The organism is Nitrosospira sp. TNL300, from assembly GCF_055385915.1.
Genome location: NZ_AP041005.1, coordinates 1,442,913 through 1,468,232, shown reverse-complemented (window position 1 = coordinate 1,468,232; position 25,320 = coordinate 1,442,913). Strand labels below are relative to the sequence as shown.

General features: G+C 52.6%; 26 protein-coding genes, 2 tRNA genes and 1 pseudogene. 12 read left to right on the top strand and 17 right to left on the bottom strand.

Features of this window, described 5'->3' with window-relative positions; all coding sequences use genetic code 11:
• Positions 1-21 precede the first annotated feature (21 nt).
• From ACZ5BW_RS06720 to ACZ5BW_RS06710, 3 genes are all read left to right on the top strand, one after another.
• Positions 22-651, top strand: a complete 630-nt coding sequence (locus ACZ5BW_RS06720) for a UdgX family uracil-DNA binding protein (RefSeq protein WP_464543489.1) — start codon at positions 22-24, stop codon at positions 649-651.
• 313 nt (positions 652-964) lie between these two features.
• On the top strand, positions 965-1,306 hold the full coding sequence (locus ACZ5BW_RS06715; RefSeq protein WP_464543488.1) for a cupin domain-containing protein: 342 nt from the start codon (positions 965-967) through the stop codon (positions 1,304-1,306).
• A 6-nt stretch (positions 1,307-1,312) separates the two neighbouring features.
• Positions 1,313-2,173, top strand: coding sequence for a DUF72 domain-containing protein (locus ACZ5BW_RS06710; RefSeq protein ID WP_464543487.1), 861 nt, complete (start codon positions 1,313-1,315; stop codon positions 2,171-2,173).
• A gap of 54 nt (positions 2,174-2,227) precedes the next feature.
• Here ACZ5BW_RS06710 and ACZ5BW_RS06705 read toward each other — a convergent pair whose 3' ends face one another.
• Positions 2,228-2,668 (bottom strand): KGG domain-containing protein, encoded by a 441-nt coding sequence (locus ACZ5BW_RS06705; protein ID WP_464543486.1) that lies wholly within the window; start codon positions 2,666-2,668, stop codon positions 2,228-2,230.
• 255 nt (positions 2,669-2,923) lie between these two features.
• Positions 2,924-3,046 (bottom strand): annotated as a pseudogene (locus ACZ5BW_RS06700) (IS110 family transposase); the annotation flags it as partial.
• Positions 3,047-3,747: 701 nt separating this feature from the next.
• Between ACZ5BW_RS06700 and ACZ5BW_RS06695 the strand changes: the two are divergent.
• Positions 3,748-4,017, top strand: a complete 270-nt coding sequence (locus tag ACZ5BW_RS06695; RefSeq protein ID WP_464543484.1) for a hypothetical protein — start codon at positions 3,748-3,750, stop codon at positions 4,015-4,017.
• A gap of 13 nt (positions 4,018-4,030) precedes the next feature.
• On the opposite strand, the gene ACZ5BW_RS06690 is transcribed toward ACZ5BW_RS06695, so the two are convergent.
• From ACZ5BW_RS06690 to ACZ5BW_RS06660, 7 genes are all read right to left on the bottom strand, one after another.
• Positions 4,031-4,104, bottom strand: a tRNA-Cys gene (locus ACZ5BW_RS06690).
• 148 nt (positions 4,105-4,252) lie between these two features.
• A tRNA-Gly gene (locus ACZ5BW_RS06685) sits at positions 4,253-4,327 on the bottom strand.
• A gap of 264 nt (positions 4,328-4,591) precedes the next feature.
• Positions 4,592-4,867 carry a hypothetical protein gene (locus ACZ5BW_RS06680; protein ID WP_464543483.1) on the bottom strand — a complete coding sequence of 92 codons (276 nt, stop codon included), beginning with the start codon at positions 4,865-4,867 and terminating at the stop codon, positions 4,592-4,594.
• A 29-nt stretch (positions 4,868-4,896) separates the two neighbouring features.
• Positions 4,897-5,469, bottom strand: a complete 573-nt coding sequence (gene pgsA, locus ACZ5BW_RS06675) for a CDP-diacylglycerol--glycerol-3-phosphate 3-phosphatidyltransferase (protein ID WP_464543482.1) — start codon at positions 5,467-5,469, stop codon at positions 4,897-4,899.
• Positions 5,470-5,550: 81 nt separating this feature from the next.
• A complete protein-coding gene (gene uvrC, locus ACZ5BW_RS06670; RefSeq protein WP_464543481.1) occupies positions 5,551-7,299 on the bottom strand; it encodes an excinuclease ABC subunit UvrC in 1,749 nt (582 codons plus the stop codon).
• Between the two features lie 77 nt (positions 7,300-7,376).
• A complete protein-coding gene (locus ACZ5BW_RS06665) occupies positions 7,377-7,565 on the bottom strand; it encodes a tautomerase family protein (protein WP_074974177.1) in 189 nt (62 codons plus the stop codon).
• A 13-nt stretch (positions 7,566-7,578) separates the two neighbouring features.
• Positions 7,579-8,295 (bottom strand): uracil-DNA glycosylase, encoded by a 717-nt coding sequence (locus tag ACZ5BW_RS06660; protein ID WP_464543480.1) that lies wholly within the window; start codon positions 8,293-8,295, stop codon positions 7,579-7,581.
• A gap of 18 nt (positions 8,296-8,313) precedes the next feature.
• Between ACZ5BW_RS06660 and efp the strand changes: the two genes are divergently transcribed.
• A complete protein-coding gene (efp, locus tag ACZ5BW_RS06655; protein ID WP_464543479.1) occupies positions 8,314-8,880 on the top strand; it encodes an elongation factor P in 567 nt (188 codons plus the stop codon).
• Positions 8,881-8,934: 54 nt separating this feature from the next.
• Here efp and ACZ5BW_RS06650 read toward each other — a convergent pair whose 3' ends face one another.
• A complete protein-coding gene (locus ACZ5BW_RS06650; RefSeq protein ID WP_464543478.1) occupies positions 8,935-10,293 on the bottom strand; it encodes an OprO/OprP family phosphate-selective porin in 1,359 nt (452 codons plus the stop codon).
• Positions 10,294-10,776: 483 nt separating this feature from the next.
• Here ACZ5BW_RS06650 and ACZ5BW_RS06645 point away from each other — a divergent pair, with 483 nt between their 5' ends.
• Complete coding sequence (locus ACZ5BW_RS06645; RefSeq protein ID WP_464543477.1) at positions 10,777-11,157, top strand: hypothetical protein; 381 nt, start codon at positions 10,777-10,779, stop codon at positions 11,155-11,157.
• A 133-nt stretch (positions 11,158-11,290) separates the two neighbouring features.
• Here the strand turns inward: ACZ5BW_RS06645 and ACZ5BW_RS06640 are convergent, their stop codons facing one another.
• Complete coding sequence (locus ACZ5BW_RS06640; protein WP_464543475.1) at positions 11,291-12,226, bottom strand: DMT family transporter; 936 nt, start codon at positions 12,224-12,226, stop codon at positions 11,291-11,293.
• Between the two features lie 195 nt (positions 12,227-12,421).
• Between ACZ5BW_RS06640 and ACZ5BW_RS06635 the strand changes: the two genes are divergently transcribed.
• The 3 genes from ACZ5BW_RS06635 (at position 12,422) to ACZ5BW_RS06625 (ending at position 15,484) form a co-directional block, all read left to right on the top strand.
• Positions 12,422-12,988 (top strand): DNA-3-methyladenine glycosylase, encoded by a 567-nt coding sequence (locus tag ACZ5BW_RS06635; RefSeq protein ID WP_464543474.1) that lies wholly within the window; start codon positions 12,422-12,424, stop codon positions 12,986-12,988.
• A gap of 174 nt (positions 12,989-13,162) precedes the next feature.
• Positions 13,163-15,235, top strand: coding sequence for a carbon starvation CstA family protein (locus ACZ5BW_RS06630; RefSeq protein WP_464543473.1), 2,073 nt, complete (start codon positions 13,163-13,165; stop codon positions 15,233-15,235).
• 48 nt (positions 15,236-15,283) lie between these two features.
• Positions 15,284-15,484 (top strand): YbdD/YjiX family protein, encoded by a 201-nt coding sequence (locus ACZ5BW_RS06625; RefSeq protein ID WP_464543472.1) that lies wholly within the window; start codon positions 15,284-15,286, stop codon positions 15,482-15,484.
• 477 nt (positions 15,485-15,961) lie between these two features.
• Here the strand turns inward: ACZ5BW_RS06625 and ACZ5BW_RS06620 are convergent, their stop codons facing one another.
• Positions 15,962-16,246 (bottom strand): TonB-dependent receptor domain-containing protein, encoded by a 285-nt coding sequence (locus ACZ5BW_RS06620; protein ID WP_464543669.1) that lies wholly within the window; start codon positions 16,244-16,246, stop codon positions 15,962-15,964.
• A gap of 512 nt (positions 16,247-16,758) precedes the next feature.
• Here ACZ5BW_RS06620 and ACZ5BW_RS06615 point away from each other — a divergent pair.
• Complete coding sequence (locus ACZ5BW_RS06615) at positions 16,759-17,364, top strand: PEP-CTERM sorting domain-containing protein (RefSeq protein ID WP_464543471.1); 606 nt, start codon at positions 16,759-16,761, stop codon at positions 17,362-17,364.
• A gap of 68 nt (positions 17,365-17,432) precedes the next feature.
• Here ACZ5BW_RS06615 and ACZ5BW_RS06610 read toward each other — a convergent pair whose 3' ends face one another.
• The 4 genes from ACZ5BW_RS06610 to ACZ5BW_RS06595 form a co-directional block, all read right to left on the bottom strand.
• Complete coding sequence (locus tag ACZ5BW_RS06610) at positions 17,433-18,527, bottom strand: PepSY-associated TM helix domain-containing protein (protein WP_464543470.1); 1,095 nt, start codon at positions 18,525-18,527, stop codon at positions 17,433-17,435.
• Between the two features lie 90 nt (positions 18,528-18,617).
• Entirely contained in the window at positions 18,618-18,938 is a 321-nt protein-coding gene (locus ACZ5BW_RS06605) for a TonB-dependent receptor domain-containing protein (protein WP_464543667.1), read from the bottom strand.
• A gap of 97 nt (positions 18,939-19,035) precedes the next feature.
• Positions 19,036-20,349 carry an IS5 family transposase gene (locus ACZ5BW_RS06600; protein ID WP_464540822.1) on the bottom strand — a complete coding sequence of 438 codons (1,314 nt, stop codon included), beginning with the start codon at positions 20,347-20,349 and terminating at the stop codon, positions 19,036-19,038.
• 100 nt (positions 20,350-20,449) lie between these two features.
• A complete protein-coding gene (locus ACZ5BW_RS06595) occupies positions 20,450-22,378 on the bottom strand; it encodes a TonB-dependent siderophore receptor (RefSeq protein WP_464543469.1) in 1,929 nt (642 codons plus the stop codon).
• Between the two features lie 677 nt (positions 22,379-23,055).
• On the opposite strand from ACZ5BW_RS06595, the gene ACZ5BW_RS06590 reads away from it, so the two are divergent.
• Positions 23,056-23,772: a DVUA0089 family protein gene (locus ACZ5BW_RS06590; RefSeq protein ID WP_464543468.1), complete on the top strand. Its 717-nt coding sequence runs from the start codon at positions 23,056-23,058 to the stop codon at positions 23,770-23,772.
• 231 nt (positions 23,773-24,003) lie between these two features.
• On the opposite strand, the gene ACZ5BW_RS06585 is transcribed toward ACZ5BW_RS06590, so the two are convergent.
• Positions 24,004-24,291, bottom strand: coding sequence for a hypothetical protein (locus tag ACZ5BW_RS06585; RefSeq protein WP_464543467.1), 288 nt, complete (start codon positions 24,289-24,291; stop codon positions 24,004-24,006).
• 360 nt (positions 24,292-24,651) lie between these two features.
• Between ACZ5BW_RS06585 and ACZ5BW_RS06580 the strand changes: the two genes are divergently transcribed.
• Positions 24,652-25,311 carry an HAD family hydrolase gene (locus ACZ5BW_RS06580; protein ID WP_464543466.1) on the top strand — a complete coding sequence of 220 codons (660 nt, stop codon included), beginning with the start codon at positions 24,652-24,654 and terminating at the stop codon, positions 25,309-25,311.
• Positions 25,312-25,320 lie beyond the last annotated feature (9 nt).

Genomic DNA, 25,320 nt, shown 5'->3' with positions numbered 1-25,320 from the left:
ACCCTGTCCATCCTTCAGCAGATGAAAACGCCTCAACCGGACACTTCACATCCTGCTGAACATGCTGGAAACACCATCGATTCCCTGCGTAAAGCAGCCACGAATTGCCGCGCCTGTCACCTCTGGGAACATGCTACCCGGACTGTCTTCGGAGAAGGTTCCCCGCGCGCATCGGTCATGCTCGTTGGCGAGCAGCCTGGAGACCGTGAAGATATCGCAGGCCATCCCTTCGTCGGACCGGCGGGATCGATTCTGTCGCATGCGCTGGCAGCAGTCGGTGTATCGCGAGAAGAACTCTATGTTACCAATGCAGTCAAGCACTTCAAATTCGAACTGCGTGGCAAGCGACGTATGCACAAGAAACCGGTCGATGCGGAAATCGTGGCGTGCCATGCCTGGCTCCAACGCGAAATTGAACTGATAGCGCCCCGTCTGATCATTGCCTTGGGCGCCACTGCGGCTCGCTCACTGCTGGGCCGCGCCACCCCTGTCAAAGTCAACCGGGGGAAATTGCTCGAATACGCAGCCGGCGTATCATTGCTGATTACGGTCCATCCCTCATTCCTGCTGCGTGTACCGGAGGAAAACAAGGACGAAGAGTACGAGCGCTTCGTGAATGATCTCAAGCTGGCAAAGCCCTTTCTCGGCTGATTTACACTGAGGTAATGGCCCCTGTTCGGTCGGCCATTCTGCTTAAACCCTTCCCCGTCTCCCCTTGTCTCCCCCTATTGATCCGGTCAGAAAATATTATGAATCTCGTCATTCCGGGCCTGACCTGGAATCCAGCAAACCGAAATCCAGCCCAAACCAATAATGGCGTGCTTTGAACGCGGCTGGATACCGGCTTCCGCCGATATGACGTTCGTCCTGCTTACTCGCTGACTCAATAGCTCCTCCCCTTCTCGCGAAACGGCGTTGTTTTTCTGCTGTCAAATTTCTGTAATGGATGAGATGGGAGAAATGGATGAAACGGAAAAATCTGCAGTTCGAAATCGGATTTCGCATCGTTCTTGGTAACCCGAGTTCGCAGGCGGCTGAAATGGTTTTACTTCCAGGGAAGGCAGAAGGAGAGCCACATAATCGCCACCGCGGTGCTGACCAGTGGCTGTATGTCGTTTCGGGAATGGGTATTGCAACCATAAATGATAAGCGCTATCGCCTGGGTGAGGGTTCCCTTTTGCTCATTGAGCGTGGCGATGAGCATGAAATCCGCAATACGGGAGAAGACCTGCTCCGAACACTCAACTTTTATGTTCCCCCTGCATATACGACTGAAGGGGAAGAACTGTCGCACGGACGGAGTTGAGAGCGGGTGAGCGAGACGCGTATCGGCATTTCCGGCTGGCGTTATCCGCCTTGGCGCGGCATATTTTATCCTTCCGGACTTCCCCAGCATAGCGAGCTTAAGTATGCTGCCAGGATATTACCGACTATCGAGATAAACGGAACTTTCTACTCCCTGCAGACACCGGACAACTTCCAGCACTGGTATGATGACACGCCCCTCGGGTTTGTTTTCAGCGTTAAAGGATCGCGCTACATCACGCATATCCGGCGCCTGAGCGACATCGACATTCCACTCGCCAATTTCTTCGCTTCGGGAATATTCAATCTCCGGGAAAAACTTGGCCCCATCTTGTGGCAATTTCCACCCAGTTTTCGCTATGATCAGGACAGAATGAGGGGGTTTTTCGACCTCCTGCCGCGAGATACAGAGCAGGCTCTGCATCTGGCCCGCCACCGGGATAAGCGCATGACGGGCCGCGCACGCCTGGCGATCGGCGCAAAACGTCCTCTACGGTATGCCGTCGAAATACGGCACGACAGCTTCCTCGATGAAACCTTCGTAGAACTCCTGCGCGCACATAATATCGCACTGGTCATTGCAGATACCGCAAGAAAATGGCCCTACCGTGAAGACGTAACGGCAGATTTCCTCTATCTCCGCCTGCATGGTGATCAGGAAATTTATGCGAGCGGATATACCGAGGAGGCATTGGTACGTTGGGCGCAACGAATTCGCCTGTGGCGCGAGGGTTTACAACCCGACGACGCGCATCTCATTTCACCGCATCAGCCGCCGCGTATACCGCGCGATATCTACTGTTACTTCGATAACGATATCAAAGTGAGAGCGCCTTTCGACGCGCAATCATTGATCTCCAAGCTTTAGCACTCAAGGCGGATACGGAAAAGACCGCCCACTCAGGCAACGGTGTAGAAGGCTCTACCGGTTAGTGTGATTTGAGCTGTTACCCTTGTCGTGCTGCCCGGATTTCCCACTTCGCGACGAGTATGGAGCCTCCTTCTCATGCTCAGCATGTGAACCGACTTTTCCACGTGATTCCCCGCCTTTGCGCCCTGCTTCGCGCGCCTCCTGGGAATCAAACTCATGCGCCGTACCCTTCTCGTGTGCGGCCTTGCCCCCTTTTCTGCCCGCCTCGCGTGCCTCTTCCGAATCAAACTCGTGCGCCGTGCCCTTCAGATGAGCCGCCCGGCCCCCTTTCCTGCCCGCCTCGCGTGCTTCCTCAGAATCGAACTCATGGGCAGTACCTTTCAAATGGGCCGCCTTGCCGCCTTTACTGGCGATTTCACGCTGCTTGTTTGCATCCATTGAAGCAAAACCGCGCTTGTCACCGCTTTTTCCTCGCTCTTTATCTGCAACCATGCCATGCCTCCAAATTATCAAATACTTTTAAAACCTCGCTCTGACAAGCCACCCGGGAAACTCCCAGGCATCATGAGGATGAGGATTTCTTATCTCAATTTGTTAAAGTTAAAAGCAGAGAATGATTTATCCTAGCCTGTAAAACACATTTGCTCTGTTCGGAAGCATACATAGTCCAGCTTATTCAAGTTGTTGCAATGATTCCTGTTTCTTCACTCCGGCAGTATCGATTGGCGGGGGAGAGTCGCTGGCATGACCAAACTGGCGTTGCTCGATGCGCGTCGTGCCGTCCGCTTCTTCGATGATCGCGCAAGCCGTAATTTGCGCCTGATGCACATCGAGTCCGATGATGCGTTTGTGAAGTGCTATCAGTTCCACCTCACCTCCATTCCGGTTAAACTTCAGGATGGAAAGTGGCGGGTGCCAGAACTGAATATGCCTGAAGGCGACAAGTCGCCAATGGCCTGTTTAACGGGCGCTCTCCAAGGGAGCAATCCGGGGTACGAGTCAGTTCAGCGGGTCACGTTAGATTCAGGGTGCCACCGCCAAAAAATTGCGGGACCTCCTCCCGCCACCTCCCACCCCATAGTTTCTTTCATCATCTGGGGTGGCGCCAGCCGCAATGAACGTTAGAGAAAAAAGTGAAAGATCTCAAAAAAGGCTTGATTTGGAGGAGTACGAAGCTGCACGATGGAAACACCAGGCAGAGAAGGTGCTAGAGCAACTTGAGCGGGAATAAATATACATGAAAATATTCTCGCTTATATTTGCCCTCATATTCTCCCTCGCGGCACTACCGACATATGCCAAACTTGCGGATGACCTTAATGATTTGGTCGGTTATACAATTACTGCAAGCAAAACTATAAACCGGTGGTATGACGACGAAAAAGGTAATGACACGTTCGAAGGGTGTGACCGCGGTCGCGTGATCGTGTTTGACGACAACACATCCCTTACTTGTGCGGAATATGGTTATCAATATGTTTATAGACCGACAGCTATAATTCTTACCAGGAAAATCACTGCTAAAGGAAAATCATTTTACGATGTTAAGATGGTTGTGGGAGACGAGATTTATGATATGCGCAGATACGCTTTCTGGTACGCATCATCGGATTCGCAACAATTATGCTATTCAAGCTCGGGAGGATGGTAGCGGGAAAGCAGGGGAAGTAACAAACTACTGGATTGATGCTGAGATACCGGCAGCTGAAATAAGGGAAATCAATGGCTATGCCTTGGCAACCCTCCCCAAAAGTTTGATTTCCTGTTTCGCCGCTTCAGGTTTCTGCCAGTCATCAACAGTAACTAGCATTTCTTTCCGAGCTTCTCCAGAATTTTTATAACCTATTGATTTTATGGAGGCGGGGGTCGGAATCGAACCGGCGTCCACGGCTTTGCAGGCCGCTGCATAACCACTCTGCCACCCCGCCTTACTACGACCTACGGCGACCGTATTGCTACTTTGGCACCATTGCGGTGCGAGAACAAAAAGCAAAAAGGGAAAACGGATATTTTTAGCCTGAGTCCCTCAAGTCCAATCCGACAGAGACCGCAGCAATGATCCATTTTCCCAGTAACTGGAGCGGGAAACGAGGCTCGAACTCGCGACCCCAACCTTGGCAAGGTTGTGCTCTACCACTGAGCTATTCCCGCGAAAAACAGCCTGCCATTATAAGGGCGGCGCTATCTTTGTCAAGAAAGCAGTAACCCAAAAGTATTCGCCTGAAGGTTAAAAAACATGTAACTCCGGGTGTTTGCCCCCATTATGCATAAAGGAATAGCAATCTTGGAGTACTTATAACAGCGTGATAAGTCGGGGCCGGAGCGCCGGCATTGTGCAAGATAGATTCAGATAGCTGTTTCCCGCCGGTTCCTTCCGGTCGAAGCTCGTCTGTTTTTTGTGAACCCCTAAAATATCTACACCTCTGGCGGCTCCGGGTTCAGGCCCGACATCACGATAATTTCCATCGGCGCGAGATGGCTCAGGTTTGATGCTCTTGCGATCACATCCTGTTCCTGCAAGAGTTGATACTGAAACGCGCCCTCGTACATATCCTCCACCAACAGTTTCACCACTCTCTTCGGCCATCCTGTCATCCACCGGTTGGCAATCCCGATTCCCATTTCTCCCGATTCGCATATCATTTCCCGCACCTGGTCGGGGTATATATCCGGGTTGTACAGTGATTGCATTTTTTTCTCCTCCCTTTATCGCAGCTTGCTCAGCCGTGCTTCACCACCTGCGGAATCGCGATCTTGAGATAATAGGCCATCGACCACAGCGTCAGTATTGCCGCAAGATAGATCAGCCAGGTGCCTATCTCATGCGAATCGAAGCTTTCACCTATTTTTTCGTGATATAGCAGCAGCGGAATGGCCGTCATTTGCGACACGGTTTTCAATTTCCCCAGAAAGGAAACGGCCACGCTCTTGCCTTTGCCGATCTGGGCCATCCATTCGCGCAAGGCCGAAATGGCGATCTCCCGTCCTATGATGATGAAAGCAATGAGCGCATCCAGCCTGCTCAGGTAAACCAGCACGATGAGTGCGGCAGCAACCATGAGCTTGTCAGCAACGGGATCGAGGAACGCACCGAAGGCCGAGGTTTGCCGCAGCACACGCGCAAGATAACCGTCCAGCCAGTCGGTAATGGCAGCGCCAGTAAAGATAATGGTTGCGATCAGGTTCTGGTCGGCGTGCGATAACCAGGTCGAGGGAAAATAGAATATACCCACGAACAACGGAATCGCCACGATGCGCAGCCAGGTGAGAACGTTGGGCAGATTAAAAGGCATAAGGGTCGGGAATATGCCATTAAAAAACGAATCCGGAAAGCGTCCCCCTGCAGGCCACTGAGCCTGCGGGCCGGGTAAGATTCAATGCAGTTCCCTGTAAATTTTCTCTGCCAGCGCGCGACTGATACCGTCGGCCTGCTGCAATTCTTCGATGCTCGCGGTGCGCACGCCTTTCAGCCCGCCAAACCTTGCCAGCAGACTTTGCCGGCGCTTGGCGCCGATACCGGCGATCTGCTCCAGGCTTGAACTGACGCGGGACTTGCCGAGCTTTGCGCGATGGCCATAAATTGCAAAGCGATGCGCTTCATCCCGAATCTGCTGGATGAGATGCAACCCGGGATGATCCTTTGACAATTGTAATGGTTTTTCCACCTCCGGGAAAATCAATTGCTCCAACCCCGGCTTGCGCTCCTCGCCTTTTGCCACGCCTACCAGGTTCGCATCGCTCAACCCCAGCTCTACCATAACCTCGTGAGCAGCATTGATCTGCCCTCTTCCCCCGTCGATCAGGATCAGATCGGGTAGATTGCCCTCGCCCTCGGCAATTTTATGGTAGCGCCGCGAGAGCACGTCGCGCATGGCGGCATAATCGTCTCCCGGCGTGATATCAGTAATATTGTAGCGACGGTACTCGCTGTTGCGCATGGCGAAGTTGTCATAAACCACGCAGGAGGCAACGGTGGCTTCACCCATTGTATGACTGATATCGAAACATTCAATCCGGCTCAACCCACTCATATCCAAAGCCTGCTGCAAGGCTTGCAGCCGCTCCTCCTGGCTTGCCTGGCGGCCCAGCATTTGTTCCAGCGCAAGGGTGGCATTTTCTGTCGCCATATCCAGCCACACGCGTCTGCTGCCTATCGGGTTCACATTGATGATCACCTTATGGCCAGCCTGCTGCGTGAGCAGAGCCTGGAGTGATTCCCGCGGAATTTTCTCTCCCACGATGATCATATCCGGAACGCTGCGATTGAGGTAGTGCTGGGTCAGGAAAGCTTCCACTACCGCGGCTAGATCATATCCTTCTGCATTTTGCGGAAAAAAACTCTTGTCCCCGAGGTGACGCCCTCCCCTGACCATCGCAAGGTTGACGCACACCCGACCGCCACCGTTGTTCTCTGCCACGCAGGCAACGATATCGGCATCCAGCGCTCGCCCACTATCCACGAATTGCTTTTCACAAATCTTTCGCAGGGATTGGATCTGGTCGCGAAACAACGCCGCTTGCTCGTATTCCTGTTCATCGGCGGCCTCATGCATTTTTCTGGTAATGCTTTTCAAAACCTCCGTTTGCTTGCCCTGCAGAAAAAGCTCCGCATCCCTTGCGTCTTCCGCGTAGGCTTCTTCGCTGACCAGATCGACACAGGGTCCGCTACAGCGTTTGATCTGATAGAGCAGGCAGGGACGCGTGCGATTGCTGAAAACACTGTCTTCGCAAGTACGGATGCGGAATACCTTTTGCAGCAAATGGATGCTCTCCCGCACCATTCTCGCATCGGGGAAGGGGCCAAAATAGCGGTGTTTCTTGTCGAGCGGGCCACGATGAAAGCCAAGCCGGGGAAACCTGTGTCCGCTCAAGACCACATAGGGATAAGATTTATCGTCCCTGAAAAGTATGTTATAGCGAGGATTTAAGCTTTTTATTAAATTGTTTTCGAGTAACAGCGCCTCTGCTTCAGATCGCGTAACAGTAGTCTCGATTCCCGCAATCTGGGAAACCATGAGTTGCGTGCGGGGACCAAGGCCATTCTTCTGAAAATAGGAAGAAACACGCTTCTTGAGGTCAATCGCCTTGCCGACATAAATCACCTGCCCGGCTGAATTCATCATGCGATAGACTCCAGGCTGGGATGGAAGACTGGCGCAAAACACCTTGGCATCGAAAACCGCTTCTGCCTGCAAGGCGATCAGTCCTCCTCACCCAGCAGGCTGCCCGCGATGGCCCAGCTTTCATGGGGCATTTCATCGAAAGCGATATAAGTATAGGATTTGGGCTTATGCGCGATGCGCTCCAGCGTATCGGTTATTTCCTGAGCGATCTGCTTCTTCTGCTCGCGACTGAGCGAGCCGGCAATACGGATATTGACATAGGGCATGGTTAATCTCCAGTTAGGCCAGGTCAGAGCGGATTTTTGCAAACACCTCTTCGAACATTTCTGTAGTCAGGCGATGGGTCTGAGTATTGTAACGGCTGCAATGATAGCTGTCATATAGCATCAACCCGTTGCGTTTCGAATCATCAGGCCCGAAGTTTCCAGCAAGCGCATGAACAGCGCCATGACGGAAGGCATGAGACTTCGGCTTGAGTCCCAATGCCATCAGCACAGCCTGATGAGCGACAGCGCCAAGAGCCAGCAGCGCGCTACCGCCTCCTTCAGCAAAAGCCGAAATCTCATACGCGAGATACCTGTTGCACTGCCTGATCTCGCTTGCCTCCGGTTTGTTCTCCGGCGGGAGACATTTGACCGCATTGGTGATGCGGCATTGCATCAGTTCCAGATTGTCATTGATGGAAGCAGAACCTTCATGGTTGGCAAAACCGAATTTGAAAAGCGTTCCATACAAGAGAACGCCCGCAAAATCGCCTGTAAAAGGCCTGCCTGTTCGGTTCGCACCGTGCATTCCCGGGGCCAGGCCGATGATCAGAAGTCTGGGCCTGGCATCGCCAAAAGGAGGCACTGGCCGGGCGTAATAATCGGGGTAGCGCGCTCTTACCTCATCCAGAAATCCGGCCAACCGGGGGCAGCGGCGGCAGCCTGCTGAAAACTCAGCCGGGGGAGAATTATCGGGGGTTTTTTGTAGTAAGATGCGCGCTTCTTGATTCAAAGGAAATCACTAAAAAATATGGCTAAAGTTCTTGCTACCGAAATTCGCGTAGGCAATCTGATTGAATGGGACAAGCGAATCTGGCGCGTACTGAAATGTTACCACGTCCATGTTGGCGGTCGCGGCGGGGCCTTCATGCAAGTGGAAATGAAGGATATCGAAGCAGGCACAAAGACCAACCAGCGTATCCGGACCGAGGACAAGGTGGAGCGCGCTTTCGTCGAGCCGCGGGAAATGACCTTTCTCTACCAGGAAGGCGACAATTATATCTTCATGGATAAGGAAAACTATGAGCAATTGAGCCTGTCGCGTGATTTCCTCGAAGGCCAGTATGAATATCTGCTGCCGAATACGGATATCCAGGTCAATTTCCACAATGATCGGGCGATTGGCGTGCAGCTTCCTGCCAGCGTGGTGCTAACCATCACTGACACCGAGCCCAATCTGAAAGGCGCCACCGCCACCAGTTCCTACAAGCCCGCCACGCTGGAAACCGGGCTGGTCGTCATGGTCCCGCCGTTTGTATTGCAAGGCGAGAAGATCAAGGTCAATACCGATAGCGGCGAATATATCGAGCGCATGTAGAGCGGTCAGCGCGTTAACCGACGCATTCCGCCGTTCTCGACCCGATGTCGGGTTTTAAAAATTCAACTGAGTCCGGAAAGAAATGGCCGAGGGCGTGTCCGTACGATTCGGCGTGCCTGGCCCGGCATTTCCAATGGCGTTTTTGGTAAGGTAATAATTGAGCATGAGCCGGACTCCTTTCCGCACATACCAGTTGAGGCCCAGCGTCAATACCTGGGTCCGGCATTTCGATGTCCCGGTGCCACAAGGATCCGCAACCAGGCTTTGATCCCTGTTCTCCATTGCGTCATAACGCGCGGCGATCTCGACCGCTCCCCACTTTCCGAGCGGATTGGGCTTGCTGAAAATACCAAGCTCTTTCCGGTAAATTGTCCGTTCACCGGTTACAAACCAGCTGGCCTGAATGTAGTATGCCCACACGTGGGAGGCTCTCTGCGCGCCTGCCAGGAGATGGGTATTGTCGAGTTTTACCACAGCGTATTCGCCTTGCAGGGTGACAGGCCCCAGCGCATAAGCTGCTTCCAGCGACAATGTAGACTGGCTTCTGTTGTCGGATGGCCCCATTGCTGCACCAGCGACGCCATAAGATTGGATAAAACCCCGGCGGCCACCATAAACGTCGACCGCCTTGACAGCCAATGACTGGTCGGTTGGCGTATCTCTGCTGTAAGATAAGCCGAAATGGAGCGTATCACCTTCCTTCGCGCGCGGCACCCAGTATAGCCGGCCGCCATAGCTTGAACCCGCTATGGGCATGCCGATACGTGTGAGACTCATGACATCCACCGCATAACCGAGCTGGTCTGCGAAGACACCCTGGTAACCCACACCCATGAGCCATTGACGCCCTGCAAAAATGCCGGAGGATGAATTCGAAGGGCGCTCCATCATGGTTATATCATTTGATGAGGTCAGTTCCTCCATGCTGCGATGAGCCTTGAACTGACCGACTGTCAATCGGCCCGGGCCGAGCCCGATCGAAGCCCAGACTCGGAGGAGGCCGTTGGGAGTAAGCCCGTTAGTGAAATTGTTCTGCACTATGTAAGTCAGATCATAATATTTGCCCGAGACATCAAGCCAACCCCGGCGAAAATCGAAGCCGTTTCGTGAACCATCGCCGGATATCTGGCTGCCAAAAGCCGGGTACGCGGGATCGGGTTTATCGTCGTTGAACGAATTCACGTCAAGATGGGCGCGACCGCCGAGAACCATTTCAAAGTTGCCATCATCGCTCCTGATTTTAGGTTTTCCGAATATGTTGCTCGAGTACGTATCGGCCATTTCAACGTTGCGATCATCGCTCCTGATTTTAGGGCTACCTTTAATATCGAGGGTAAACGGATGAGCCCAGCCGACGTTCGCGCCTATCGATACAACCAGAGCGCAACATTTCAAGATGTTATTTATCGACATGGAATTGGATTATTACCGCTTTATTGAATGAATTGGAAATTGAATTACTTTGTCATGACTGATCCCTCCATCGAGTAATGCCGCCAAACCAGTCGCCGTCGTCGCCCTAAAACGGCTAGTCAGATAATCTGTATATAAATCAAATTCATGAGTTTTCATCTCGTAAGCATAGCAATTGCTGGCCGTGCGTAACATCAGTTATTAACAAAATCATCGGTACTGGCTGCCGCGCTCGTCTTTTTCGGAGCGGATGCAGTATTGCGCAGGGCTTAATAATAGCGAAGCAATGCAAGGCGTTACGTAAGAAGAAACACAAAACGAGCCTGCTGCGGTAAGGTTTCCATGTATTCCCCTCCAGTTTACGTTCGGGACCTGATTGCACCCCAAAGGGCAGCTTCGTGTGTTACCGCACTGACCCGCAAGTGCGCGCTACGTAATCTTTCAGACACAGCAATATCGCTGTATCGACAAGAAGGAATAACCATGAAATCATCTTCGACATCAATTAACCGAGGACTGGCGTCGATATTGGCGCTGACGGGCGCAGCGGTTTTCAGCATTGCAGGTGTGGCGTATGCCCAATACGGCGGCGGGGCGAGTTCCGGCCAGGGAGGTTCTGGCGGTCAAAGTGGCTACACCGGACAAGGTTCGCAAAAAGGACCTGACGGAGGGCCCACTCCGTACGACACTCTTGAAGAACCTATGGATTCAGGTTATGTAGACCAGGAGAAAAGAGTTGACCGCGCCAAAGATCCGCGCTCACCCAGTCCGGAAGGTCATGTCCCAAACTTCCCCGTGGACAAAGAGGGAAGACCCATAAAGGATCCGAAGTATGAACAAGGTGGACCGATCGGACCGAACTGATCGAGGAATGTTGCCGCGGTATTGAACGTTTACCGCGGCAACTCTTCCTTTCAGCCCCCATCCTTGGCAGTACTCACCCTTCCATGCATCTGCCTGCCCTTCCAGAATTCCAGAATCCCTTTCAACGTCCGTTTCAAAGCCCTTCTGGCGTTTCCATTTCGCCAGGAGAAGCAAGAGGTTCACGTAATGCTGTGGCCGCAATTCCCGCCAGCGCGATCAGTCCCATCCCGAGCAGTGATATGCCGGTAATCCGGTCGTCGAATAGCAATACTCCATACAGGTAGGACCAGGCAATGCCGAGGTATTGAAGGCTGCCATTGACGAGCAGTTTTCCGATCGCATAGGCGCGGGTAAGCAGTAGCTGGGCCAATGTCGCAAGCAAGCCCATGGCCAGTAGCAATCCCAGGCCATGCAGCGTGTGAGCATGCCATCCATCTGCAAGGAATGTTACCAAGGCTCCCCCTCCCATGCTGGCAATGGAGAAAAAAAATACAACGCGCGTATCCGGCTCACCTGCTCTGCCGAGTGCAGCCACATGGAGGTATGCCAGTGCAGTGAGCAGGCCGGAGAGCAGGCCTAAGAAACCACCCCATGTCTGATCATTCTGGATCGCAGGCCGAAGAATACAGATGGCGCCAGCGAACCCGGCAAAAATTGGACCGATCAGCCGCGCATCGGCTCGTCCCCGCTTCAGAAAAACTGAACCTCCGATGAGCAGGACAGCCATCCAGATAGGAGCCGTGTAATTCAGTGTTACGGCAGTAGAAAGTGGCAACGCTTCTATGGCGTAAAACCAGAGCCCAAGTGCGCACACACCCGTCAGACTTCGCCAGAAGTGCAACGCCGGAACGGAGGTGCGCAGCGTGATGCTCCGCCTTCGCGCCAGCGTAGACACGATCACGGCTCCAATGAAGCCTCGATAAAATACCATTTCACCCGTACCATACTCTGCCGAAGCAAGCTTGACGCACATGCTCATGGTGGCAAAAAGCAAGGTTGCGGCAATCATGAGCACGGGCGCTGATATTTCCCCCTTCCCTTTCCTTCTCGAAGTTTCGTCAATCAACATTCAGTTTAAGTTTAACCTTCAAAAGATCCACCAAAACCTGCCAGGATAAATATCCTATCCGCTTATTGAATGAAGCAGCAGAATGAAGCAGCAGAATGAAGCAGCAAAAGCCGTATAGGGTAAGGGCCGGCATAGCAAGTCACAGCAAGGAGCAGGCAGTTGGTTTTTTGAGACGCTCTGTATAAAATCTGTGCCATGAGCATGATTCAGCCACCTATCGATTTTTCCGCCTCTTCCGTTGACGTGGCGCGCTCCCTCATAGGCGCCACCTTGCTTATAAACGGAGTTGGCGGGCGGATTGTAGAGACAGAAGCTTATGACCACGATGATCCCGCCTCACACAGCTTTTCGGGTCCTACTAGGCGTAACCAGGTGATGTTCGGCCCTCCCTGCCATGCCTACATCTACCGCTCGTACGGCATTCACTGGTGCCTGAATTTTGTCTGCCGTCCGGTGGGACATGGAGCTGGCGTATTGATTCGCGCGATCGAACCGCTTGCCGGCCTGGATATCATGCGTAAGCGGCGAGGGCTGAGCGATGAGAGGCTTCTCTGTTCCGGCCCTGGCCGGGTATGTCAGGCGCTGGGCATCACACACGAGCATAGCGGAATGCCGATCGATACTCCTCCGTTTCAGCTTACCCCTCCCCCTGATCCTGTTCCAGTTGTAACAGGCCCGCGTATAGGGATTTCCAAAGCAAAGGATGTCCCCTGGCGCTTCGGACTTGCCGGCTCCCCTTTTCTGAGTCGTCCATTCCGCTAGCCTTGATCCGGCCAGAAAATACTATGAATCTCGTCATTCCGGGCTATCCGGGATAGGATTCCAACCTGCGCGTAAACCCCCATTCTCCGAGCAGATCGCGATCTCGGGAATGCATAGCGCAAGCGCAGTATCAGCTTCAATTTCTTCACTCAGGATTCGAAAATCGGGAAAAAAATGAATACCATTATCAGCAAACTCGGCTGGTTTGCATTTGCCGCCACCGGTGCGTTCGCCTTTGCAGTCGTCGCCCTGAATCGCGGCGAACCGATTGGCGCCCTCTGGATCGTCATCGCAACAGTCTGTGTCTTCACCATCGGCTACCGCTTCTACAGCCGGTTCATCGCCAGCAAAGTGCTGGGACTCGATCCCACTCGCATGACACCGGCTTACAAGCACAACGATGGGCTGGATTATGTGCCAACCAACAAGTATGTGCTATTTGGCCATCATTTCGCCGCCATTGCCGGTGCTGGCCCCCTGGTCGGACCGATATTGGCTGCGCAGATGGGCTACCTGCCCAGCATGCTCTGGCTCCTCGCAGGTGTCGTGCTCGCCGGCGCGGTGCAGGACTTCATCGTGCTGTTCATTTCAATCCGGCGTGACGGCCGCTCGCTCGGCGATCTCATCAAGTCCGAGATGGGGCAGTTGCCGGGCATGATCGCCCTCTTCGGCACATTCTTCATCATGCTGGTCCTCCTTGCGGTGCTCGCCCTGATCGTGGTCAAGGCGCTGGCGGAATCGCCCTGGGGAACGTTTACCGTCGCCGCCACCATTCCTATTGCGCTCTTCATGGGCGTTTTTACACGCTACATACGTCCCGGTTCCATTGGCGAAGTGTCGCTGATCGGCTTTGTGCTGTTGATACTCTCGATTGTCGGCGGTCAGTACGTGCAGGAGATTCCCTCGCTCGCTGCGCTGTTCACGCTGACAGGCGAGCAACTCACATGGCTCCTGATCGGTTACGGATTCATTGCCTCCGTGATGCCGGTATGGCTGCTGCTGGCGCCACGCGATTATCTCTCGACATTCCTCAAAATTGGTACCGTGGTCAGCCTGGCAATCGGCGTCCTCATCATCTCACCGGAGCTGAAGATGCCGGCATTGACACAGTTCGTGGATGGCTCGGGGCCGGTCTGGTCAGGCAGCCTGTTTCCCTTCCTGTTCATTACGGTAGCGTGTGGGGCGATATCCGGCTTTCATTCCCTCATATCTTCCGGAACCACGCCCAAGATGATCCGCAATGAGCGCGATGCACGCTTCATCGGCTACGGCGCCATGCTGATGGAATCATTCGTCGCCATCATGGCGCTGGTTGCCGCCTCCACTATCGAGCCCGGGATTTACTTCGCCATGAACAGCCCGGCAGCAATCATCGGAACCACAGCGGAATCGGCAGCTCAGACCATATCTCAATGGGGTTTCCATGTCACGCCCGAGATGATCACGCAAACAGCACGGGATGTGGGGGAGCATACCGTCATTTCCCGCACCGGCGGCGCGCCCACCCTGGCGGTGGGCATGGCGCAAATCCTCTCCGATGTGCTGGGCGGCCAAGCGATGATGGCCTTCTGGTATCACTTCGCCATTCTGTTCGAGGCGCTTTTCATCCTCACCGCAGTCGATGCGGGTACCCGCGCCGGACGCTTCATGTTGCAGGATTTGCTGGGCTCATTCATTCCTTTCATGAAGCGCACCGATTCCATAACCGCCAACCTGATTGCCACTTCTGTCTGTGTCGCGGGCTGGGGTTACTTTCTCTATCAAGGAGTGGTTGATCCTCTGGGTGGCATCAATACCCTGTGGCCGCTATTTGGCATCTCCAACCAGATGCTGGCAGGCATCGCCCTGGTATTGTGCAGTTGTGTCCTGTTCAAGATGAAGCAGGATCGTTTCGCGTGGGTGACAATTCTTCCTGCCGTCTGGGTTTTTGTCTGCACCCTGACCGCAGCCTGGCAGAAGATATTCGATGCCAATCCACGCATCGGTTTTCTGGCGCATGCAAACAAATACAAGGAAGCCGTCACGGAAGGCACGGTGCTTGCACCGGCCAAGTCCATCGGACAGATGCAGCAGGTGATTTTCAACGACTATATCAATGCGTCGCTGGCGGCATTGTTCATGCTGGTACTCATCAGCATGCTGGCATTCGGCATCCGTACGGTGTTGCGCGCCCGCGCCCTCAACACTCCCACCACCAGGGAAGCGCCATTCGAGTTATTGCCGGTTGAAGCCGTATCAAGAACGTGATGACAGACTGAGGGTGATTTCGGGAAAATTATCGAGGAGAAGCAAACGATGTTAATCAGAATTGTGAGTGGATTGCGTTATCTCGGGCAGGGCATGCGGCTGATGGTGGGCATGCCCGAATACGACACTTATGTCGCACACATGCACCATGCGCATCCCGGTCGGCCCGTCATGTCATATGAGGAATTCTTTCGTGAGCGCCAGGAGGCAAGGTATGGCGGCAATGGCAAAGTGACGCGATGCTGTTAGTGCGTTTCCCATAAGCCAAGTGCCTGGCAATCCATCCACCCCACCGTCTACGAACGGAAAATGGCAGCAACACCATCTATCCCAGTGTCCGAAATTACTTGACCACTACACATTCACGTTATTACTCCCTCTTTCCTATTCCCTCTCCTGCTTGCGGGTGAGGGAACGGAGGGAAGGATATTTGGTCGAGCTTATTAGCCTAAAAATTGGCAACCACCGTCAGACGATAAATACGCGGCGCACCGGGAAGGATGTTGTTATTGCTATTCGCGGCGGCGTTTTCGATATTTGCCCCCCGTACCCGCTATCGTGGGCGTAATCTCGGCATATCGGTATAGGCGTACCCCCCATCATGCTCCACTGTGGAGTGATTCGTCCCATCAGTCCCACCTCTGCTCCACGCGCCCGCTGTCCATCAACCAGCATTGACCTTGTGGGATCATTTGGAACGGGAGCGATGACGTTGCTGCGCTCGAGCTAATACAAGGCTGCGGTAAAGGAAAGATCGGGCCGAATATCCCATTTGGCACCCAACTCCAGGTTCATGAACTGCTCAGGTTTAAGCGCGACGTTACTCAGGCTGAGGGAACTCAACTGGTCACCCGCACGCGGCACATAGGCCAGGCTGTAGTTGCCGTATATGGAAACCGGCTCAATCGCTTGTAGATCAAGCCGATCCGCAGTGAAAGTAGACGTCATTGGCATGAAATCTCTGGCCGTACGATTATTCACGAAATTCGCGTCGAAATTATCGTAGCGCAGGCCGAAAACGGCTTTTACCTGTGGAAGCAGGGTAATTTGATCCTGACAGTAGGAAATGAGAATTTGAAATAATTTTTATGATCTCATTAAATGAGAATTGTTTTTATTTTAACAGTGGTCAAAAAGCAACAGGCTGAACGTATTTCAATACAAAGGCATTATTCTGGGACATCACAAAGACTTGAATATCATTGCTTTTAATCGAACAAATCCGGCTGTGTCTCTGCCAAGCGACAATATAGTTTCTAGAATTTCAAATACTTATCTGATGAGGTTGATTTCGGGTCGGTCTGGGGAGACGTTTCCATAATATCGTTTCGACCGGATATCTACTTAACCCTTTGTTACATAAAGAATTTAAAGAGCATTTTGCCCGGCACAATTAATGCTAATATGATAAGGCTATGGGCTTTCTTTCCCCGATTCTGCAACATTCAAGCGATCGGAACCTATAGCGATTCGGACGTAATATTTCCAATAAAACGCAGTGATTATAATAAGGAGATACAACAATGAATAATTTTTCCAAGGTAGTTATAGCTGCTTTAGCGTTCGGAGGTTCAATTTCCATCGCATCTGCCGCAGGCGTTATTACCAACATAACTGAAAGCGGAGCAGGTCTCGGGTCGTTTGACTTTACCATTGACGAGGCTAACAGGACACTCGACCTGACCAAAGCTTTTGGTAGCGTTAATCCAATCGTCCTGACTTTTACTGTGGAGCACAGCCCGGGCCCGGGCAATCCCTACACTGTGGCTGAAGCCGTTACCAACAATACCGGCCAGGACTGGGCCGACTTTCACTACACTATCGGGGAGCCGGACCAGGGTCAGGGAGTCGTATTCACCGCACACAACAGCTCGACACTTTCCGGCTTCGCGCTTGATCAATCGAGCGGCCCGCGCAACCTTGACTTTACTGGTTTTCAAACAGCTGGCACTACGTCTGACGCGGCCTTCACGATCAGCCCCTTCGATCCGGGTCAAGGCAACACGATGACCTTTACAGTCACTCAGGTTCCCACCATTCCCGAACCGGAAACCTACGCGCTGCTGCTGGCGGGACTCGGTTTGATGAGTGTTATGGCGAAACGCCGGAGCGGTAAACAAAACACTTGAACAGTTTCCGACTGTCGCAAACCCCGCCCGCGCTTGGGCGGGTTTATAACCCTGCCATCTCTGTCACTCTATTTACGCACTTTCACCTTGCTTCTGTTCCTCCACATGATATAACCGGTAGCAAACAGAATAAGAGGTGAAAAACCGACAAGCAGCTGGAGGACACGCGTAGTTAACCCTCCTGCCTCCCCGATATGGAGGGGATAGAGATTATTATAAATCCGCGTGCCCGCAGGAGCAGTCAGCGCATTCTCCACAAACAGCACTTTCCCGGTGTATTGATCGAAATAGATGAAACTCCTGCCGTTGGGATGCAGTTCTTCCGGCAGCTTCTTCCGTACTACCAGCGGCGCGTTTGGCGTTTGAGGGAAATTAATCCATGTAGTCGGAGCCGGCAGGATGCGGTCAGCTTCACGCAATAAGTCGTCGATTGAGAGGTTCACCTGCCCTCTTCCACCAGGATCGGAGGGAGGTGGTGTCGAACGGGGTGGACTGGCTGTCAAGAAATTCACAAATACAGCCACCGGTTTGTTGAACACCAGCGAGATGCCGGTAAAGGCAATGATCAGAAGAAAAAGAACCGCGTAGATACCCAATGCATGATGAATGTCAAAAACGAGCTTTTTGGTTGGCGCAGACCAACTGATTTTCAGGCCGCGGGAAATCTTCCCGTTTCGCGGCCACCACAAAATGAGACCGGTAACGCTCATGCAAAGCAGCAGCAGGGCACTGACACCCAGAACAGTCTTGCCGCGTTCGCCAATCAGGAGTTCCGTATGAACGAGCGCGAGCCATCCCATAAACGTCTCATCCTGCCGGTGCCCGCCCAGCAACTCGCCACTATACGGATCCGCATACACGAACAATCCGTGCGCATCGTTCATCTTCAGCAGATAGGTTTGGTGTGGCTCGCGGGGCATACGCACGGAAAGGAGCTTGTCTTGTGGATAGGTGCGTTTGACTGTATCCAGCACTATCTGCAGGGGGGCAGCATTCGAGCTATTGCTGACCACATCTGCCTGCATCCATTCAGGATGGATAAGCGTCTCGATCTCTTCCCGAAACACGATCATACTTCCGGTCAGGCCGCTCAATACCAGAAATAACCCGACTGCCAGCCCCATGTACAGATGGATGTTGAAGATGACTCTCCGGATTTTCATGGACGATTATCTGGCGCAAATATCAGGCAGAGCGCGTTTCGAACCCTGGGAATTCAGGGTTTTCGGTTCTCTCTTAGCCATCCGGGATAATCAGAATTCGACCCGAGCCACGGTTTTGGCCATGATAGGAGCCCCTACGCCAAGCAAGCCATTGCCTGCGGTACTCCAGTAATTGCTGTTGGTTACGTTATCCACCACCGCCTGGATCGTGGCACGCTTACCTGCTATGCGAGTCGCATAGCGCGCGTTAAGAGACAATATAGCGTAGTCATCCACGAAAGCCTGATTTGCATTGTTGACTGGACGTCTGCCCACATAGTACACCCCCCCGCCAAGGGCCAGCCCAGGCACGCTCTGCAAGCGGTACTCCGCAAAGAGGCTTGCCGTGCGCTCCGGCGTGTTATCCGGTATCCGGCCAAACGTCGCAGGATTATCCCTATTTAGTCGTCCCTGAAAAACCTGTTTTTAGCGGACAAGCATCAGGAACTGATGGGTGTGTTCACTTTGTTTATGTTCCAGGCATTGCAGAATGTAGGCGTACAAAAGCGGCCACTCGGCGCAGAATCTTACGCAGATTGTGCCCAGCACCGCACAAGAGAGCATTCATGGCATCACCTGCTGTACCTTTGAGGAAGTTTCTTGCCAGGCGCCCATCGGCTTTCATATGCCCAATTACGGGCTCCACGGCATTACGGCGCTTTAGCTTCTTCCTGATGGGTACCGTGACACCTCGTTTGGCGCCGGCAACCCATACCTTTATCCGATCTGAAGCAATGCCATGACCGCGATAACCCCGATCCACGTACACTTGCCTGGGCACCCGTCCAGTCAGCCGCCGTGCCTGCGCCAAAGATGCTTTAAGCGTGTGTCCGTCATAGGGATTGCCGGGTAAGGCTTGCATGCCGATGACGAAGCTCTCCTTGCTGGTGGTGACCACTCCTACCTTGACGCCGAATTCATAAGGCTTGTGGGCTTTGCCTTTGGCAATGCATTCGACTTCGGGTGCATGCACGCTGTACACCTTGCCTTTGTCGTGGCGTTGTTGTGCCTGGATACGCTGGCTAACCTCCAGCAATCGCTTGAGCTTGGACTGTTCCTGTTCCCCTGGTATTTGCCCAGCCGCCACTTTGCGTTCGATGTCACGGATCACTCGCCCAAGATAGGTCTTGAGCCGCTTCTGTTCACGTTTGGCGCGCTGCATCTGCCGGGCATGAGCATAGCGCCCATGTTTGGCTAGCGCTACTTTGGATAAGCGCTCATAGCTCTGACGAAGCCCAATGCCCATACCTTTGGCCATTCTCACCAACGCGCCTCTGGCTTTGTGGTAGAGCCTGGCATCGGTCGGAAATGCAATGGCTTTGTCTTGCACTGTGGTGTCCACATTTACCACGGCCAGCGAGGCTCTGGATACGGTCCTGGTTTCAAGTCCGGCCTTAACCGTAAGAGCAAGCATGAATTCACAACCCTGCTTGCCGATCCGCTGCCGAAACCGCGTCATCTGGCTCGGATCAATCGGCAAGGTGTGACGGAAGTATTCTTCCCCGCAGAAGTATTGCCAATAAGGATTTTCTACCCAGCGTGCCACTACGCTTTCATCCGATTCGTTAAAGGCGTGTTTGAGGTAGTGCAATCCCACCATGAGCCGGATCGCAATACCAGGACGCCCTTCCTCGGCATACAGCCTGCCAAAGCGCGCTTCTGCTGCATTCCAGTCAATCTTCTCCGCCAGCCGATACAACGCATGCCGTTGATCGAGTATGTGTTGCAAACGCAGGCGAAACATGTCATCACACGCAGGCCTCTCTTGCTTCTTCGGCTTCATGAATTCACCAGAAATCCAGGGAAAATATTCCCAATTCTGGCAATTCCATCAGCCGTTGTATACCCCTCAATGCTAATATCTATAAGGATTAGGCCGTATTTCAGGAGCGACTATTTAACTGCTTGGCCTCCATGAACAGGGCTGATCCGATAAGGGACAGTTGCTTGGTTATCTCCCCTGAAGCCGCCAGTTCGAAGCCGCTGTACTGCGCCATCCCGTTCAAAACAAAGCGGTTGGCTGCATCAACAGTAGTCGAGGCGCGCTTGATATCGAAGTAGGCTACTTGCAGCAATATTCCTTCCGCGATCATCGCCTTTATGCCTGCTTCCTTTTGCTTTGATACCGCCGGAGCCAGAATCTCGCCGCTGTTTGCGCGATTAGCCGGCGCCTGCCCGCTCTCTTCGACTCCCTCAATATAACTTGCATAGAGAGATACATTGGGAATGATCTTGTACAGCAGTGACAGCGATGGATTAACGTTGGTTGCCTTAAAGTGAGTGTTGGTCCCGACACTCTCATAGAAGCTGCCGCGCACTCCCAACATTACCTGCAGTCTGTCCGCAATCAAAATGCGATCGGATAGATACACACCCAGATCCGTTATCTTCGAAAAGTTAGAGCGAAATGGAGCGGTGGGGGATAATTGCGCGATGTCATTCGGATGGAACAGATTCTGCGCCACATCGGCAGTAGATGAAGTGCGCGGATCCTGGCTCCGTTCGTTACCGACAAAACCCAGGGATACTTCATGCGTGATGAACTGGCCCGGCAAGCGGCCGGAAACTTCTGCCCGAAGATTTTCGTTATCCCAAACCTGATTCCGATTAAAGAAGATGCGCAGCGTACCCTGGCCCGTGGCAAGATTGTAATTCTGGAACTGGGAAAAATTCCGATCGCGCATGGTGCGCGCCTTACCGGCTTCAAGTAACAGTGCCCAGTTATCGCTCAGCGCATAATCGGCGCGAAGCAGCAGGTTGGTTGCCTCGGCATCATATTTCTGCCACTCCCCTGCAAGGTTGCGGCGGGCATTTGGAACAGGCGGCAGCGTTATCACACCATTTACCGCTGCAGGCGCCTGAATTGCCGCCTGCTCCGAAACCTCCTTCCGATAATGTTCCACATCGAACTTGAGGGACAGTTGATCGGTGACCCGCCAGTCGAAGGCGCCTGACATCAGCGCCCGATATCCGGAAAAATTATGAATACCGATATCTTCCCTCCCGGCGAGAAGATTGATACGCGCTCCGAATTGCTGCGCATCCCCGAAGCGCCGGCCAAGGTCAATGTGGGTGTTGGCGCCACCATAGATATTCGCCATCAACGAAACATTAGCGATGGGATCCTTGCCAGCGCGCTTGGTGACCATGTTGACAATGCCAGAGGGAGGCACAAACCCATAATATAGAGAAGAGACGCCTTTAAGTACTTCGACGCGCTCCTTGTTCTCCATCGGAATATCGATCAGGTTGATGATCGGCATGAATCCATTGAGCCGATAATTGCTGCGGTTCTCCACGAGAATCCCGCGGATCGAGAGATTGTCGTATGTCGAACCGTTCAGTTGCGCGCGAGTCACGCCGGCTGTATTGCGCAAAGCGCCGAACAAACTGGTGGTTGCCTGCGCATCGAGCACCGCTCGCGTGATGACGTTGCTGGTCTGGGGCACATCAATAGGCGCCATGTCGCGGAATGTGCCCACCTGCACGGTATCCGACTTGAAGCTCCCTACCCGTTCGCTCATGACGGTCACAGTGGGAAGCTGCTTACCGGGCTCAGCCTGAGCCGGATTCTGAGCAGACTGGGTTTGGCTCGAAGCCTGAGCTTGGTTTGAAGTCTGAGCCTGGCTGCTGCTCCTCTGCGCATACTGATTTGGAGTCTGAGCATTTGCATGCATTGCCCAGGGAGCCAAAAAAAGCGCAACGAGAGCGGATAAATCCACTTTCAATGCCTGGAGTCGGAAGATCGTCTTGTGAGACAGGTTGCGCTGAAACCGGTGAAATGACGCAGTGTATTTGTTCTTATTTGCCATGACTTAGCCATAAAAAAGCCGGCCAGCGATCAACTGGCAGGCTCTGGAATAAAAATATGGCTGGCTTGCCCGGAAGTGGGCTGGCGGGCTAAAAGCTGCCGGGAAAGGAGGACCCGGCAGCAACGGATAACTTGTTCGGTTTTTTTAACTTTTCTCGCTATTCCTGTTTTTCTTGTTTTGCGGGTTACTGAAAAAACCGAGAAAAAATCCGAGGCAAAACCTTCTTATGCTAACACTAACCTTTTCCCCTATCGGTAACGCTGCGACATCCCCTTGGATATTACTGTAGCTCTGCAAAACCAAATTTAATACGAATGATTCTCATTATACGCAATAAAGAGAGAAAAACAAGCGCTTTATTCGTGCACCGGAAGACTGATGCATTTTGAATAAAACTGGAAATGAAGACTGCGCCCTCATTCAGTAACAGTCGAATTTCTTATCTTAAATAGAAATTATTCTCAGAATCATTAGAAAAAAGCAAACCATAATCGTTATCTTCAGGGGAGCAGTAGAAAGTATTCCCTGTCCAAGCCAATACCTGCGTATTTGCCACAGAAACCCCGAAATAAGAAGGACTAACAATCTAGAGGGAGGTGATATCTGCGAATCGACAATTTGTGCCGCAATAAAAACAGATGGACCTCAAAAATTAATAACCTGATTGGAGATGACAAATGAAGTTGAATGCGACCTATTTCAAAAAAATAGCCGTTTCCGTGCCATTATTTATACTGGCTCTTCTCGCTAATCCAGCACACGCCGTTGACTGGACTGAGATCGGTGATGCAGGGCAGTTGGTGAATACGGCACAAATGCCGACAGGTGATGAAGGTCGACTGAGAAACATCTACGGAACCATTTCGACCAATAATGATGTGGATCTGTTCAGGATCTACATTTCCAATCCCACTACATTCTCCGCGGGTGTCAGCTCTACCAGTGGCAACCTTGATTCGGGACTCATCCTGTTTAACGAGGGAGGGTACGCGCTATATGGAAATGATGATGCCATGCTTGGTACGCGTACCTCAGGCTTGCCGGCAGGCCATCTGAATGGGCCCCAGGCACCAGGCTGGTATAATCTGGCAATATTTGCCCTTGGCACCCCACCCGTCAGCGGCGATGGCTTCACGCCCGACCACTATATGTTTCCCGATGTAAGCTCTCCCTATACCCAGATCCTTACCGCGACGGGGCCTGGAGGAGCATCGCCCCTGACAGGATGGGCACAGTTGGAGGACACGGTTGCGCTCAACGAGGAGTACCGCATAAGACTTTCAGGAGTGACAGTCTCTCCGGTTCCCGAACCGGAAACCTACGCCATGCTGCTCGCTGGCCTGGGATTGATGGGAACGATGATCCGGCGGAGAAAGGGATTTATTGCGCGATAGATTGCTTTCCCATCCGGGATTTCTGGAGATTGTCTTGACGAGAAGGAAGGGCAGCCAAAAATAGACACCTTCAAGGCTGAAGGCTTTACCAGGAAGATTTGTTTGTATAGACAAATCATGTATGAAAACCTTGTGGACAGTATTATTCGTCCACAAGGTTCTTCATTTGAATTGACTTATGACTGACAGCAGTCCGTGTGAAGTCAAAAGCAGAATTGCAAAAACCGCCGATCAATCTTTGTCAATCTCGATAAGCTTCCCATCCTCGCCAACCTTGATCTCGATCATCTTTCCGTCAGGCAGCCTGACATCAGCCTCATAAATTTTTATCTTCTTGCCACTTATCGTTTCAGTTTCTTTCTCGATCTCCTCGATTATGCCCCCGCTCGTGTTTTCAGTTATCGTTTTCTGAACCGCAGGGGGAACATCGGACCATTGAACTTTTTCATCGGCAAAAGCCGATGTCGAAAGTGTCAGGGCAACGGGCAAGAAAATCGCAACAAACGGTTTTTTATTCATGAAGTGGATCTCCTTATAAGGAACAGGTGGCTACGGGTGAGCGCCCCGTGATGTGAGAAAAGGAACCATGACAGAAAACATGACCTTTGATTATTAGATCAGGACGATCGCGAATCGTCCGTACGTTATCGAACAGTACGATGCCGGCATATTGCGAATTTGCAAATTCCCCCCCGGTTCAGCAGTCGGGGTATCATCAGGACTCTTGAAAACAGTGTGAGAAACCTATCGTCGAAGTCTGTGAGTTTCACTTACTCAAGTAAGTCGCTACCCACGTCCTGACCCTCGAAGTGGCCCGCCGCAGAGGGCTTCAGCTACACACAGCCGCTACACACAGTCCTTTTACAGGTGATTTACAGCGTGAAAGAAAATAATCTTATCGTGGTATTTGATCTCGGGGGTGTGCTGATCGACTGGAATCCCAGGCACCTTTATCGCAAGCTTTATATGGGCGATGAGGCAGCAATGGAGAAATTCCTGTCGGAAATATGCACGCAAGAATGGAATATGCAACAGGATGCCGGGCGGACCTGGGCCGAAGCGGTGGCAGTTCTGAAAACTGAACATCCTCGTCATGCGGATATGATCGACGCCTTTCATCTTCGCTGGCATGAGATGATCGGCGGGCAGATCGACGATACAGTTGCAATTCTTCATGAACTGCGCAAGCGCGATGTACCGCTTTATGCGTTAACGAATTGGTCTCAGGAAACTTTTTTTGACACTGCAAACCGCTTTGATTTCCTAAGCTGGTTCAAGGGCATTGTGGTTTCAGGTGTGGAAAAGCTCGTCAAGCCGGACCCTCGCATCTTCCAGTTGTTGCTTGACCGATACGGTCTTGCCGCGGAACATGTCGTTTATATTGATGATAGCCCCTCGAACGTGGAAGCTGCCGCCGCGTTAGGCATGTATGGGATTCATTTTGTCTGTGCGGATACACTTGGCGCCGAATTGGCAAACCTGGGTTTGTTGCCGAACCGAACCGGAAAAGCACCCTCCAGTGAAAACAGCATGCCGTAAAAGACCACA

Excerpts from the sequence above, each read along its gene's own strand:
- ACZ5BW_RS06665 (WP_074974177.1), bottom strand. The coding sequence starts at position 7,565 with ATGCCCTATGTCAATATCCGTATTGCCGGCTCGCTCAGTCGCGAGCAG.
- ACZ5BW_RS06625 (WP_464543472.1), top strand. The coding sequence starts at position 15,284 with ATGTTAATCAGAATTGTGAGTGGATTGCGTTATCTCGGGCAGGGCATG.
- ACZ5BW_RS06585 (WP_464543467.1), bottom strand. The coding sequence starts at position 24,291 with ATGAATAAAAAACCGTTTGTTGCGATTTTCTTGCCCGTTGCCCTGACA.
- ACZ5BW_RS06610 (WP_464543470.1), bottom strand. The coding sequence starts at position 18,527 with ATGAAAATCCGGAGAGTCATCTTCAACATCCATCTGTACATGGGGCTG.
- efp (WP_464543479.1), top strand. The coding sequence starts at position 8,314 with ATGGCTAAAGTTCTTGCTACCGAAATTCGCGTAGGCAATCTGATTGAA.
- ACZ5BW_RS06615 (WP_464543471.1), top strand. The coding sequence starts at position 16,759 with ATGAATAATTTTTCCAAGGTAGTTATAGCTGCTTTAGCGTTCGGAGGT.
- pgsA (WP_464543482.1), bottom strand. The coding sequence starts at position 5,469 with ATGCCTTTTAATCTGCCCAACGTTCTCACCTGGCTGCGCATCGTGGCG.
- ACZ5BW_RS06600 (WP_464540822.1), bottom strand. The coding sequence starts at position 20,349 with ATGAAGCCGAAGAAGCAAGAGAGGCCTGCGTGTGATGACATGTTTCGC.
- ACZ5BW_RS06645 (WP_464543477.1), top strand. The coding sequence starts at position 10,777 with ATGAAATCATCTTCGACATCAATTAACCGAGGACTGGCGTCGATATTG.
- uvrC (WP_464543481.1), bottom strand. The coding sequence starts at position 7,299 with ATGATGAATTCAGCCGGGCAGGTGATTTATGTCGGCAAGGCGATTGAC.
- ACZ5BW_RS06595 (WP_464543469.1), bottom strand. The coding sequence starts at position 22,378 with ATGGCAAATAAGAACAAATACACTGCGTCATTTCACCGGTTTCAGCGC.
- ACZ5BW_RS06715 (WP_464543488.1), top strand. The coding sequence starts at position 965 with ATGAAACGGAAAAATCTGCAGTTCGAAATCGGATTTCGCATCGTTCTT.
- ACZ5BW_RS06650 (WP_464543478.1), bottom strand. The coding sequence starts at position 10,293 with ATGTCGATAAATAACATCTTGAAATGTTGCGCTCTGGTTGTATCGATA.
- ACZ5BW_RS06630 (WP_464543473.1), top strand. The coding sequence starts at position 13,163 with ATGAATACCATTATCAGCAAACTCGGCTGGTTTGCATTTGCCGCCACC.
- ACZ5BW_RS06680 (WP_464543483.1), bottom strand. The coding sequence starts at position 4,867 with ATGCAATCACTGTACAACCCGGATATATACCCCGACCAGGTGCGGGAA.
- ACZ5BW_RS06695 (WP_464543484.1), top strand. The coding sequence starts at position 3,748 with ATGATATGCGCAGATACGCTTTCTGGTACGCATCATCGGATTCGCAAC.
- ACZ5BW_RS06635 (WP_464543474.1), top strand. The coding sequence starts at position 12,422 with ATGAGCATGATTCAGCCACCTATCGATTTTTCCGCCTCTTCCGTTGAC.
- ACZ5BW_RS06640 (WP_464543475.1), bottom strand. The coding sequence starts at position 12,226 with ATGTTGATTGACGAAACTTCGAGAAGGAAAGGGAAGGGGGAAATATCA.
- ACZ5BW_RS06705 (WP_464543486.1), bottom strand. The coding sequence starts at position 2,668 with ATGGTTGCAGATAAAGAGCGAGGAAAAAGCGGTGACAAGCGCGGTTTT.
- ACZ5BW_RS06720 (WP_464543489.1), top strand. The coding sequence starts at position 22 with ATGAAAACGCCTCAACCGGACACTTCACATCCTGCTGAACATGCTGGA.
- ACZ5BW_RS06590 (WP_464543468.1), top strand. The coding sequence starts at position 23,056 with ATGAAGTTGAATGCGACCTATTTCAAAAAAATAGCCGTTTCCGTGCCA.